Below are 12,689 nucleotides of genomic sequence, written 5' to 3' on the forward strand. Positions count from 1 at the left end.
TTGATCGCTCTCAAAAAGATAGAGGCGCTGTCACCCCGTCAAATTAGCGATCTTAAACCTAACTGCTGATAGTAGTTTAAGTGGTTATAGACTAAGGGGGAGAGCAATTCTTACAGTCTGGCTGCTACAGCCTCAGTGGAGGCGAGCTGCCACATTCCGATCGCCCCAAGGATTTAACTAATAACTAATAACTAATAACTGCTTAATTAACCAAGCGATCGTCCCTTCCACATCAGCAGCCTGCTCACCATAGGGAATCGGCAGCCGCTGCACTATCACAACCAGAATTTCCAGTTCCCTAGCAGTAGAAATTTTAGCATAATTAGCACTGCCGGCGCTGTTTTTTCTAAAAATTGTATCAATTTGATATTTTAATAGTAATTGTTGCTGGTCTTTCAATAAAAAACGCCCCCCTTGCTAATAACAATTTACCGTTAGGTACAGCAATATTTAGTGCCGGAGGAGCGATCGCCCGCATCAAAAACCACATAGTCACTGAGGTAGGGTGCGTCAGGGAAAACGATATTACTCGAAATCAGGGCGCGGCACTGCCGTTTCGCTACAAATCGGGCGATCGTTACATCCGATCCGGTTGATTTTACCCGTTACCCTAAATTAGGAAACCCCTGTGCCGTTTCCCTACCATTAACCGGGCAATCGTTATACACGATCGCGCGATCGCGCAGAACTCTGCAAGATTCTGATGCAGATATTCTGTATAATTCTCACAGTGAGGACAAACTATTCTTGACGCTAAAATACGAGCGTCGAAAGTAAATTTGTCCCTCTATTGGAGTACAAGTTTCCACCTTGACTCCAGGCAAGTCTAATCGATAGCCTAAATAAAAATTTATCACTCTCACTGTATTGATTGCTATATTTTACGCCATAAACTCACGAGATCCTTTCCTTCAGCCTCCTGCCTCAAAACTCTAATTACTAGCTTGACTACAAAAGTGAGATTCTCCCTACATACCTTCGGGTTCGGACGCGATCGGGCGATCGACAAAACTGCTGTAGGGAAACCGCACTACCGTTTCCAGCGGGCGTTGCTGATTTACGGGATGAAAGGCTAAATATGCCAGTCATAGAAACCAGTATCGACAAAGCTTGGAGATTTTAAACTGATCTTTTTCATACCCTGATTAAGCAACGCCCCGTTTCCTGACTACCGTGTCCTCACCCGCTTTTTTAAATGTGCATAAATTTTCAGTAAATACCGATCTATACACTCCCCAAACCAAAAGTTAAAATATAGCCAATAAAAAATAGCTCCTCCTAGCTGTTTTTTTGGCCAGCTAAATATCAGGGAGTGCATTTACGTGTCAATAAATAAAACGCTCAAAGGCAGAGCCACTACACCTGCCGCAGGTTTTACAATGATAGAGCTATTGATAATTATTTTAATCATAGGAATATTTAGTGCGATCGTCGCCCCCTCTTGGCTAATGTTCATCAACAACCACCGTTTAAAGACATCGCTCGATCGAGCTTACTGGGCAATGGAACTTGCCCACAGCAACGCCAAACGATCCAAAATTTCATGGCAAGCCAGCTTCAAAGAAGTAGGAGAAAATGTACAAATAGCCGTTCACCCAGCCGACATTTCCCCAGCTCAAGTACCAGCCAGCCAATGGAAAAACCTAGAACCGCAAATTAAAATAGATACAGATGAAACCACAGTGCTCCAAGTAAATGAAAACAACGAGCAAAAAACAAACGGCACAATCCGGCGCGTCATGTTCAACCACAGAGGTTGCCCCGTATCTCGAAGCGACCATGACTGCACGCTAACGAGTATAAGAGCCAAAGGAACCCTAACGCTATATCATCCCAACTTAAGAAACAGCCAACGCTGCATCATCATCTCCACTCTTTTAGGACATAAACGCACCTCCAAAAGACAATCAACACCCAACGAAAACAAAAGATATTGTTACTGACAAGGCGATGGCGGGCCACCCCGCCAGCTACGATTATTTTGGGAGTAGGAAAACGGCATTGCCATGTCCTCAATAGCCGTGTTGTCGATCGTTATATTCGATGTCAATTCCTGACGCCACATCTCAGATATAATCAACTACTTCTTACTGGGCGCAATCTTCTCAATAGAAATCAGCGCCTCCATCACCGACTCCACAATCGGCGCCGCCACCGTACCCCCCGAACCGTCCTTCGGCTCGTCAATCACCGCCAAAACCACATACCGAGGTGCCTCCACAGGCATGATCCCCACAAAGCTAGTAATAATTGCCTTGTCAGAATAACCCCCACCAGCCTTAGCTTTTTGAGCCGTACCCGTTTTTCCAGCAATCCGATACCCAGGAATTTGTGCAGCTTTCCCCGTACCACCATCAACCACAGTTTCCATCATTTCTAACACCTGCTTAGTAGTTTCCGGCGAAAAAACTTGCTTCGGAACCGGCCTCGGAAGCTTCCAATAAGCTTCACCGTCCCTATCAAAAAGTCCCCGCACAACGTGAGGAGTCACCAACTTGCCACCGTTAGCCAAAGCGCCGTTAAGCTGCACCAACTGCATCGGAGTAATCGAAAAACCTTGCCCAAAAGCCGTAGTAGCAACTTCCACCGGAGAGTTAATAAATTGCTCTCGATTTTTAAGCTGACTGGTTACTTCAAAAGGCAAATCACTCCCTGCCGTTTGTCCGAGTCCGAGTTTTTCTAAAGCTTGATAGTAAAGAGAAGCTTTCATACTTCTCATTACGTGCACCATCCCCACATTGCTAGAATGTTTCAAAATCTCCGTAACAGTGGAAGGGCCGCGCGCGCCTGCGACTTTGTAATCGGAATTTTGGATAGTCCAGCCATCCATGTAAATCCTGCCTTCGTCCTTAAAAACAGTATTAGGTTTCACCGCACCCGCTTCCAGAGCGATCGCCACATTAATCGCTTTAAAAGTCGAACCAGGCTCATAAACATCAGTTACAGCCCAATTTTTATAGCGCGACAAATCGAAATTAAAATATTGATTCGGGTCATAAGAAGGTTCCGCTACAACAGACAGCAATTCCCCGTTACGGGCATCCATCACAATCACCGTGCCCCGCTTCGCATCGTGTTGCTTCATTTTTTCCTTAAGCGCATTTCGGGCAGCCCGCTGCAAGCGACTGTCGATCGTCAATTGCAATTTCAAGTCATCAAGCTGCACAAATCCAGCCGTCAGCCGATCGGGAACCCAATTCCCATTGCTCGACCTGCTAAACTGAATCGACGGCATCGATCGTTCCAACAAATTCTGCTGGCTGTATTCCACCCCAGCTTGTCCCTTCCGTTCCCCGTCCACATAACCGAGGATATCCGCCGCCAACTCCTGCTGCGGGTAAAAACGCTGCTGCTGCCGCAGCAACTCCAAGCCATCGACCAGACTGTCTTTAATTTGCATCTGAGCGACACGATCGGCAACCTCTTGAGGCAGAGACTCCGCAATTGTAATACCGCTTTCAGCAAGATTAAACCTGCGTATCAATTCAGTTTCCGACGTAGTGCCCGGACTCAGTTCGATCGCCAGCATCGGAGCCAATTTAGCAGCTATTTCCGCCTTCGAGTGGTTAAACAACTTCGGGTGAGCGTAGAGCGTGTACACCTGTCTGTCGATCGCCAAAACATTCCCTGCGCGGTCAATTATCGGGCGTCTCGGTACAAACGGCTTCGTTTTGAGAGTTTGCTGCTGCTCGGCCTGTTTACGCAGCGCCGGAGCTCGCGTCACCTGCAAATAAAACAAATTCACAGCCAGCCCCAGGCCCCCCAGCATCAACACCGCCCACACGGCCCACAAACGGAACTTGCTGCGCTTTAAACGCTCCACCGGTCGCCCCCAAGATGCAGCCGTCTGTTGTGGCGATCGGCCGAAACTGCCCGAAGATTTAGGTTTGGCTGGTTTTTCCCACCCAGTGCGAGCGCCCGCCTGTTTTGTGCGTTTGAAATTCGGCGATCTGTAGCGGTCAAAACGGGGGTCGTAGCTCATGGCATTAAAAATTCAATAGCAAGTTAGAGCGTTTTAGAATTTATAATTTATAACTTAAATCTTAAAAGATAAAATTTACAACTTGGGAATGAGCAGGGTTGGGCTCACACCTACAGTTGGATTCTGTTTTTTTAAGGGGTCTTATTATTTTTAATCTGTAACTTCCGGCTGAAAGCAGAAAATCGATCGCCACTTGCAAAAAAGTCAAAAAGGAAATTAGATCCTGGAATTTTCAGGCCCTCGGACACTCAGGCCCTCGGGCGCTCTCCGCTTTGACACAGGTTTAATAGCCCAGCGGTGTTTCCACACCGGCTCCCTTCTTGAGAGCGGGTTCAGAATTTGGTACCGCGACGGGCGATCGAGTTTCAGGGGCCGGCTGCAAGAAAATCGTGTCCCCAGGATTCTGCGGAGCCAAACCGGTTTCTGGATTTTGGGCTTCTTTAGCCAGTTGGTGTTTCAAGACTTCACTAGAAGCACTCAATTGCTGTTCCCGGAGGCGCAGAGTTTCCAGTTTTTGATACTCCTGACTCCAGCGCTGCTCGCCGTAAACAGTCAAGCCGTAGAGACTCAGAGCACCGCCCAAAAGCATAACTGCTACCACTGAGGAGGCGCGCTGTGCCTGCAGGAGCGATCGCAACCACACTGGCTGCTGCTGGCGTTCGGGCAAGACTTTGATCACCGATGCGGACGATCGAGCCTGAGCCTGTTGGTCGGCTGGCGAGTAGTTGGGCAATACCGGTCCTGTCTTCGCTCGCCTAGCTCGGGCAATAGAAGTAACTTTGCTTTTGGCTGCGCCAGCAGCGGGCTTGCGGGTCGATCGGGAGCGGGGAGAATCGGGGGATCTGATAGCAGCGGTCATAGAGTTCACCAATACGTAAAGTGGGGTAGCTTCAGCTTGATTGAGGTTAAGAGTTTTTTGTCTTCCAGATCGCCAGTGGTAGCGATCTGCGTTCGATCGGTTATCCTTACCAAAGATACCTCACAAGCCAACCAACCCATCCTACCACTGCTCTCTTTGACTTCAGGATTTGCCAAAAAAAAGAAATCTTTGCTGGTTAGCGATAATCTATGTGAAATTTATGAATAAATGCAGTATTGTAATCAACGAGCGAATCGTTGAGCTATTCGTGCCAGCATTGTTTCTCAAGTAAACTATTCCCTTCCTTGCGATGGGTTTTCAATGTTAAGGAGTTTTTATGAACAAGGGATTAATTCGTTTGACTTTGGTAGTGGGCTTGGCAGTAGCCCTCGGCGCCTGCGGCGGTGAGACCACCACCCCCAGCTCTAGCCCCACTCCAGGTGGCACTACTACTACTACTCCTCCTGCTTCTTCTCCAGCAGTTAAGGAAACTCCAAAGGCTACTCCAGGGGCTGGTGCAACTACTACCCCTGCTCCTAAAAAGACTCCCTAACTAGGGCGATCCGAGAGTGTTTGCCCAACGAGCCTAGCCTCCAGGTGAAAAATCGTTCGCTCCTCGCATTTTTTCATCTCATAGGTCTAGGTCTCAAGTTGGGTGTTAGTTTTAGTCTGATGCTTTTACTAAAGTTCAGTACGTCCCCTTAGTGCTGCAAAGTCCGCTGATTCGCTGCGTTACAAGAGCGTTCATTTTCAAGTAGAAAATTTGACTCCCGGCCTGCTCGTTTTAAAACTCAAGTCTGTGACAGGATGTTTGAGGACATTGCCAGTGGTGCTGCCTCAACTGAATATCAACCGGAGGACCTCGCCGACTCGACGCAAATTTTGCACTGTCGATCGAGTATCACTTTCCTTCCCCGCCGCTGTTCCCACAGACGAGAAAAAAGCAAGCTAAGGCTTGGATGATCGAAGACTGGCTCGATGACAGCATCCGCATGGCTACTCGATTTGTTGACTACGAGTTTCGCCCCGGTGCGGGCAAGCAAATCGACCCGTTTGTTTTGAGGCAGTTTAGTGATTCAATTGGCGCAGCTCCAGTTCGGTATTAACCCTGCCTCAGCAAAACTCACTCCAGTTGCGCCTGAGTGCTGCTTTAAACCTATTGCACCGTCGCTGGTAGGATGGTGCTAGTTTTGTAGGTGATGCCTTGAGCATGGCAGATATTGCTTGCTGGTGTCGCCATACTGAGTCCTTTAGCTGTGATTCCTCAATACCGACCGAGTTAAGCATCCTTCGCTGTTTGAGTGTATTGCCCAAATTCACGGGCTTTGTGGACCAACTCAGCCTCCGGGATGTGAAAGTCTACCGATCGGGCGATCGTTCCTGTATAAAAATTCCAGGTAAACTATTAACTCCTGCCCAACACTTAGAGGGTTGACCTTCCTGCAGTGGCAAATCGACAATAGTTGGAAAAATTTTAATATCACATATTAAATAAAAAGTCAATCGTAGTAGGGAAAAAATATAAATTTTTCAATTTGTTTTAATATTTCTATACTTAGATGTTAGCAGTCAAACCCCAGCTCCGCCGCCGGTAAGGCAACAGCCTGCTGTGCGTGCAAGGGCGCACGCTGGATATACAGCAGGCAAGATCGTGCTAATCAGTGGTAGGATCAGCGATCAAAAATGTATCGAAATGTAAAGTGCAGCGCCACTCTAGGTTTTGAAAGCCATTTAGTTAAAAGATTGAGGTAAGTAGTTTTATGCCCGCGACCGTCCCCTTTGAACAGATTGACCGCATTGTTTGGAATCAGCACCACGATCCATTTGAAGTGCTAGGCCCTCACGCGATCGAAGAAAATGGCAAAAAAGTCTGGGTCGTCCGAGCTTATCTGCCGAATGCGGATGCAGTATCCGTAGTTGTGCCGGAGGCCCGGGCCGAATACCCGATGAAATCAGAGCATCACCCTCACTTTTTTGAATGTACGATCGACACCCCAGAACTAGCAAACTATCAATTGCGGCTCAAAGAAGGGGAACACGAGCGCTTCATCTACGATCCCTACGCCTTTCGATCGCCCAAACTCACAGAATTCGACCAGCATCTATTCTCAGAAGGCAATCACCACCGCATTTATGAAAAACTCGGAGCGCACCTCACCGAGGTAGGCGGCATCACAGGAGTATATTTTGCCGTTTGGGCTCCGAATGCTCGCAATGTCTCTGTTTTAGGAGATTTCAACTATTGGGACGGCCGCAAACATCAAATGCGGAAATCGCAAAACGGCATCTGGGAATTATTTATTCCGGGACTATCTGTGGGAACTTCCTACAAATACGAAGTCAAAAACCAAGACGGACATCCCTACGAAAAGTCCGATCCTTACGGTTTCCAGCAAGAAGTGCGGCCGAAAACAGCATCAATTGTCACGAACTTAGACACCTACACTTGGCACGACAGCGCTTGGATCGAAAAGCGGCGGCACACAGACCCACTGACGCAGCCGATTTCGGTTTACGAATGCCACCTCGGTTCTTGGCTGCACGCCGCTACTGACGAACCCGCCGTGCTACCAAATGGGGAAATAGAATCCCCCGTGCAGGTTTCGGAACTCAATCCCGGGGCGCGCTTTCTGACTTACCGGGAATTAGCCGATCGGCTGATACCCTACGTCAAAGATTTGGGATTCACTCACATCGAAATGCTGCCCATCGCCGAACATCCTTTCGACGGTTCTTGGGGCTATCAAGTCACCGGCTATTTTGCCCCAACTTCCCGCTACGGCAAACCTGAAGATTTCATGTATTTTGTTGACCAGTGCCACGCCAACGGCATTGGCGTACTTGTGGACTGGGTACCGGGACATTTCCCCAAAGACGGTCACGGCTTGGCTTTCTTTGACGGAACTCACTTGTACGAACACGCCGACCCTCGCAAGGGCGAACACAAAGAGTGGGGAACCCTAGTATTTAACTACGGGCGCAACGAAGTGCGGAATTTCCTAGTATCAAACGCTCTGTTCTGGTTTGACAAGTACCACATCGACGGGATTCGCGTAGATGCCGTAGCCTCGATGCTTTATTTGGATTACTGCCGCGAACCTGGAGAATGGCTGACCAACCAGTACGGGGGTCGGGAAAATATCGAGGCGGCAGATTTTCTACGACAGGCGAATCACGTCATTTTTAGCTATTTCCCAGGTGCGCTGTCGATCGCCGAAGAATCTACCTCTTGGCCGATGGTATCTTGGCCGACCTATGTAGGGGGTTTGGGTTTCAACCTGAAGTGGAACATGGGTTGGATGCACGATATGCTCGACTATTACCACATGGACCCGTGGTTCCGCCAGTTCCACCAGAACAACATAACTTTCAGTATGTGGTACAACCACAGCGAGAATTTCATGCTGGCTTTGTCCCACGATGAGGTAGTCCACGGCAAAGCCCACATCATCGGGAAAATGCCAGGGGACGAATGGCAAAAGTTTGCAAACGTGCGGTGTTTGTTTACTTTTATGTTTGCTCATCCCGGAAAGAAAACGATCTTTATGGGGATGGAGTTCGGCCAGTGGCAAGAGTGGAACGTTTGGGGGGATTTGGAGTGGCGTTTGCTGCAATTCGATCCGCACCAAAAGTTGAAACTATTTTTTAAGGATTTGAACAATTTGTACCGCAGCGAAACGGCACTTTACAGTCAAGATTTTGCTGAGGATGGGTTTGAGTGGATTGATTGCAGCGACAACCGACACAGCGTCGTGGCTTTTGTGCGCCGAGAGAAGGATGGCGACGAATTTGTGGTGACGGTGTGCAATTTTACGCCCCAGCCACACTCTCACTATCGCGTAGGAGTGCCGGAACCAGGTTTCTATACGGAGTTGTTTAACAGCGACGCGCGGGAGTACGGTGGCAGCAATATGGGGAATTTGGGGGGCAAGTGGACTGAGGAGTGGTGGTTCCACAACAGTGCTTATTCGATCGACTTGTGTTTGCCACCTTTGGGGGTGTTGATTTTAAAGCTCGATCGGGCAAAAACAACAGCCAAATCTCAAGAGTTTTAAGTTGTGAGTCGTGATAGTTTTGAGTTAAGAAGAATCAAAACTTTATTAAACCTAAAAGTTTGAGGGTATTCAGAAATCCGGTTTCTCCAAGAAATCGGTTTTTTTTTGTTTTGTTGTGATGAATATCTGGACAGGGTAACAACCCACATTCCGCACCCTCCACTGTCACAATCGGTTTTTGCGGAATTTTGTGAACCACAATGGTCATTTTTTATACATATAAGTGGGAAATTGGACTGGCGCTTGCCAGTTCAATTTCGCCAAACTCCAAAAATTCGTAGTGTGACAGTTCAGGGTGCGGAATGTGGGTAACAAACCCGTCAAAAGACCTACTGATGGCGGAGCGTTGCATAATAGCGGGAGGATTTTGATTTTTTTTGTAGGTTTGCCCATGCTCCCGAAGGCGTGTAGTTTCACAGCAGGCGGGACGCTTCACCCATACTCCCCACAAGAATTATCCTCCAATTGTGCCAAGCCGAATCAATGATAATTAGGCGCTATAAACTACCATTTTTTCAGATGTGTATCAGGGCTATATTCTTGATTACATCTATGTTCTGACGGGGTTATCATCCAGTGAATTGCGTAAATCATCTTCTTGTTTAAGTTGTATTAATTACCAATGCCAATTTTTAATGCTCTATTTTTAATTTCGAGTATCGGAAGCCCCAAGATTATAAGAAACTTTCGACGGTTCAACTGTTACTACTTCGGAAATAGATTGTTCTGCCGCTACCTCTAAAGTTGGCAGTGGTAGATGCTTCATTTCCCAAACTTTTAGCAAAATTAGATATTCATAAAAAGCTTGCAGCGTGCACCAAGCCAATCCCGCTTGGCCGTCAAGAAATCCGCCCAGTAAAATATACATATAGAAAAAGCGCACCACAGGCCGCAAAGGCAAGCGCAAAGAAAAATCTTTCAAAGCGCGGCGCCTTTCCACCTCCGACGCGCCAAACAATAAATCCCACCAATTTACTTGACCAGCTTCTAGTTGACGGAGAGTTTCAGCAGCCTCGTCAGTCGAGTAGCGGTTGTGCTTTTCAATCCAGCGGGAAAGACCTTTGCTGCAAGTATAGTGAGGGTAAGTTTCCTTCAAAAAGTGAGTGGGCCCGTTGCAGACTTCCCGTTCAGTGTGACCGTAGTCAGTAAACCAAACTTGGTCTTTGCGAAAGAGACGCATTTGATAGCGGGGATATTGAGTGCTGCGGCGAATCCAGCGCTCCATAAATATTACTTTTTCAGCTACGTAATAGCCGATATATTCTTGACTTTCGATCGCCTTTAAGCATTCAGCAAACAGTGCAGCCGTCATCCGCTCGTCAGCTTCGAGGATGTAAACCCATTCGTACTTGCACGGGACTTCTTGGAGCATCCAAGTCCGCTGGCGTCCGTGAGTTTCAAAGCGGTGCTGCACTGTTTGCACGGCATAGTTCTGAACAATCTCAAGGGTGCGATCGGTGCTGAAAGAATCAACTACAATGATATCGTCACAAAGCAGCGCCGATTCAATGCAAGCGGCGATATCAATCTCTTCGTTGTAAGTCAGAATATAAATTGAGAACATTCCCAGCTTTCAGTAAGGGCAAACTATTAGGTAAACAAACTATTTCTCAGGGATGTCTCGACCAGCACGATCCCTGCCCGCGCTGGTCAATTTTTGCGGCGGCCGAACCGCAGAATTCCCATACTTCTCAATCCCGTCCAACCAACAGTAATGTAGCCTATCGCTAACAGCAAACTGGTGATTCCCGTCTGCAAACTCGAATTTCTCGATCGAGTTCTTAACTCTTTCTCTTTTTGTTGCTTGCGGGTGCGAATCTCGTTGCGAGCTTGAGTGGGAAGTTCTTGAGCTTGCTGTTCCAGGAACTGATCGAGGGCTTTCGGGTCATTTTTCGACTCCTCAAGCACAGCTTTCAATTCCTTGGGAACATCTGGACTCTTGAGTGCTTGTTGCAGCTTCCCATTGTCTTCCAGCAGCGTGGCTATCTGGGCGCGACGCTGGCTTTTGAGCTGTTCTACCTGAGCTTTAAATTGAGGGCTTTTAAGTTGTGCCTCAAGTTGACCTTCCGCTTGTCCCGCTTCTCGATCGACTTGAGCCAGAGCATCCTTGAGTTCCAAACGAGTATTGTTGAGGTGAACGGGAACCAGAGATAGGTAGACTAGACCTAACAAGCTGGAAATCAACAGCGCCCAAAATCGCAAGTCCAGCCAAACCTTGCGTCGCTCAAGAGAGACTCCACTGCTGCTGTCAACCCAAAAGCCAGTCATCAGGAGGGCGATACCCATCAAAGGAATCATGCCCCTGTCAACTATCTGAGTTGCTGCAGCCAACTGCCAGCCTCGATTGAGAAGGTCTGAAGTTTCTCCCGGCAGCGACAGAACAATGCAGTCAAGCAAAGCAGAGAGAATCAAGATAATCCCGACTACTTTTAGAGTTCGAGCAGCTACTGAAGAAAATTGACGGCTATTACTTGCTTTCATAATTCGTGTTAGATAATTCTACACCGTTAGATTAAAGGGGGTAGTTGGGTGGATTTTGTTGAACGAGTTTTAAGCTATTTTCCACCAAAATAGCTGCTTCGGATACCGACCTCGACTTTCTTCTGGGTTTTCACAGGCTGCGGCTGCGAGCTAAAAGGTGTAGTTTCTGCACAGCTATATAGAGTTGGACACAGGAGGCTGTGCGCTTCTGGGTTGGCTGTAAAGCTTGGTCAAGATGGCGCACCGAAACAGCAGCAAGCAACTGCTGGCTTCTTCTATAGTCTGACGAATCCAGCGTAAAGATGAGCTCTGCACGCTTAGGTTCCAGCTTTTAACTAGCTTTCACTCGCGCGGCCGTGCCAGAAATAATAGACACAGGAGGAGCGCGTTGCGTTGGGTTTAACCCCCTAGGGCTCCCACTACCCGATCGCCTGCCCCAGGCGGTGGAACTCTCATCCCTTGTCTTATAGTAATTGATATAAGAGAGGGCGGGAATAAATAATTGTTTACCAACATTTTTAACCTCTAATTACCAACAGCAGGATACGGCAGTCACAAATACACGACTAGCGTTTCTTTTCTTAGTAATTCTGTTTGCCATATCAGCTTCAGGACAGGTGATTTTTACTTATCATTATTGCTTAATAGTCACACGTTACTAATCACTTTTTCCTCCTTGGTCACTATTAATTATTGCCAGTTTGAAGAATTTATTATTCAATAGTAAAAGTGCAAATCTTCACATTTTTTGGTAGGATAATTGTGATCGCTGTTCAAATTTGGTGGTAATGACTGCAATGATTTCTGATGTTTACACGTTGAGGGAACTTGAAAGATCGATCGCATCCGCTCCGGACAAGTGGCGTCCGATCGTGTTTACTAACGGCTGCTTCGATATCCTGCACTGTGGCCACGTCCGCTATTTGCAGGCGGCAAAAAAATTGGGGCGATCGCTCGTGGTGGGCTTGAATAGTGACGCCAGCGTGCAAGCTATCAAACCGCAGCAGCCGGGATTGCCACCCCGCCCGATCGTACCGGAAAACCAGCGAGCCGAAGTGTTAGCCGCCCTCAAACCAGTAGACGCCGTAGTAATTTTTTCCGAGATTACAGCAACTAAACTGATAAATATCCTGAAGCCTGATATATACGTTAAAGGAGGCGACTATCAAGTCGAAACTCTGCCGGAAGCACCGGCAGTTATCGCCGGAGGTGGCAAGATTTCCTTGATCGAAATAGAAGTTCCGAGTTCTACCAGTGCGATCGTCAAACGCATTTTACAATTAGGTACTTAACCCTTGATCGCAAATAGCAA

Annotated in this window: 10 protein-coding genes; 5 read left to right on the forward strand and 5 right to left on the reverse strand. The window is 47.6% G+C overall.

What is annotated here, in order from left to right:
- Nucleotides 1-177: 177 nt before the first annotated feature.
- A complete protein-coding gene (locus QUA27_RS20695; protein WP_333070087.1) occupies nt 178-399 on the reverse strand; it encodes a precorrin-6A/cobalt-precorrin-6A reductase in 222 nt (73 codons plus the stop codon).
- A gap of 923 nt (nt 400-1,322) precedes the next feature.
- Here QUA27_RS20695 and QUA27_RS20700 point away from each other — a divergent pair.
- Complete coding sequence (locus tag QUA27_RS20700; RefSeq protein ID WP_333070088.1) at nt 1,323-1,943, forward strand: prepilin-type N-terminal cleavage/methylation domain-containing protein; 621 nt, start codon at nt 1,323-1,325, stop codon at nt 1,941-1,943.
- A gap of 137 nt (nt 1,944-2,080) precedes the next feature.
- On the opposite strand, the gene QUA27_RS20705 is transcribed toward QUA27_RS20700, so the two are convergent.
- The gene (locus QUA27_RS20705) at nt 2,081-3,982 is read right to left on the reverse strand and encodes a peptidoglycan D,D-transpeptidase FtsI family protein (RefSeq protein ID WP_333070090.1); all 1,902 of its coding nucleotides are present in this window, start codon (nt 3,980-3,982) and stop codon (nt 2,081-2,083) included.
- Nucleotides 3,983-4,265: 283 nt separating this feature from the next.
- The gene (locus tag QUA27_RS20710; protein WP_333070091.1) at nt 4,266-4,841 is read right to left on the reverse strand and encodes a hypothetical protein; all 576 of its coding nucleotides are present in this window, start codon (nt 4,839-4,841) and stop codon (nt 4,266-4,268) included.
- Between the two features lie 337 nt (nt 4,842-5,178).
- Here QUA27_RS20710 and QUA27_RS20715 point away from each other — a divergent pair, with 337 nt between their 5' ends.
- The 3 genes from QUA27_RS20715 (at nt 5,179) to glgB (ending at nt 8,896) form a co-directional block, all read left to right on the forward strand.
- Entirely contained in the window at nt 5,179-5,394 is a 216-nt protein-coding gene (locus tag QUA27_RS20715; RefSeq protein ID WP_333070093.1) for a serine protease, read from the forward strand.
- Nucleotides 5,395-5,800: 406 nt separating this feature from the next.
- On the forward strand, nt 5,801-5,947 hold the full coding sequence (locus QUA27_RS20720; RefSeq protein ID WP_333070095.1) for a hypothetical protein: 147 nt from the start codon (nt 5,801-5,803) through the stop codon (nt 5,945-5,947).
- A gap of 654 nt (nt 5,948-6,601) precedes the next feature.
- Complete coding sequence (glgB, locus tag QUA27_RS20725) at nt 6,602-8,896, forward strand: 1,4-alpha-glucan branching enzyme (RefSeq protein WP_333070096.1); 2,295 nt, start codon at nt 6,602-6,604, stop codon at nt 8,894-8,896.
- A gap of 646 nt (nt 8,897-9,542) precedes the next feature.
- Here the strand turns inward: glgB and QUA27_RS20730 are convergent.
- Both QUA27_RS20730 and hpsJ-B read right to left on the reverse strand, forming a co-directional pair.
- Nucleotides 9,543-10,460, reverse strand: coding sequence for a glycosyltransferase family 2 protein (locus tag QUA27_RS20730; protein ID WP_333070097.1), 918 nt, complete (start codon nt 10,458-10,460; stop codon nt 9,543-9,545).
- An 86-nt stretch (nt 10,461-10,546) separates the two neighbouring features.
- Entirely contained in the window at nt 10,547-11,377 is an 831-nt protein-coding gene (gene hpsJ-B / locus QUA27_RS20735) for a hormogonium polysaccharide biosynthesis protein HpsJ (RefSeq protein ID WP_333070099.1), read from the reverse strand.
- A 788-nt stretch (nt 11,378-12,165) separates the two neighbouring features.
- Between hpsJ-B and rfaE2 the strand changes: the two genes are divergently transcribed.
- The gene (rfaE2, locus tag QUA27_RS20740) at nt 12,166-12,669 is read left to right on the forward strand and encodes a D-glycero-beta-D-manno-heptose 1-phosphate adenylyltransferase (RefSeq protein WP_333070100.1); all 504 of its coding nucleotides are present in this window, start codon (nt 12,166-12,168) and stop codon (nt 12,667-12,669) included.
- The last annotated feature ends 20 nt before the right edge of the window (nt 12,670-12,689 follow it).

The sequence above is a fragment of the Microcoleus harperi Pol14_C6 genome (assembly GCF_036701295.1).
Classification (GTDB): Bacteria; Cyanobacteriota; Cyanobacteriia; order Cyanobacteriales; family Microcoleaceae; genus Microcoleus.

What these genes read in the sequence shown, in the direction of transcription:
- QUA27_RS20705 (WP_333070090.1), bottom strand. Translation starts at nt 3,982, where the DNA reads ATGAGCTACGACCCCCGTTTTGACCGCTACAGATCGCCGAATTTCAAA.
- QUA27_RS20710 (WP_333070091.1), bottom strand. Translation starts at nt 4,841, where the DNA reads ATGACCGCTGCTATCAGATCCCCCGATTCTCCCCGCTCCCGATCGACC.
- QUA27_RS20715 (WP_333070093.1), top strand. Translation starts at nt 5,179, where the DNA reads ATGAACAAGGGATTAATTCGTTTGACTTTGGTAGTGGGCTTGGCAGTA.
- QUA27_RS20720 (WP_333070095.1), top strand. Translation starts at nt 5,801, where the DNA reads ATGATCGAAGACTGGCTCGATGACAGCATCCGCATGGCTACTCGATTT.
- glgB (WP_333070096.1), top strand. Translation starts at nt 6,602, where the DNA reads ATGCCCGCGACCGTCCCCTTTGAACAGATTGACCGCATTGTTTGGAAT.
- QUA27_RS20730 (WP_333070097.1), bottom strand. Translation starts at nt 10,460, where the DNA reads ATGTTCTCAATTTATATTCTGACTTACAACGAAGAGATTGATATCGCC.
- hpsJ-B (WP_333070099.1), bottom strand. Translation starts at nt 11,377, where the DNA reads ATGAAAGCAAGTAATAGCCGTCAATTTTCTTCAGTAGCTGCTCGAACT.
- rfaE2 (WP_333070100.1), top strand. Translation starts at nt 12,166, where the DNA reads ATGACTGCAATGATTTCTGATGTTTACACGTTGAGGGAACTTGAAAGA.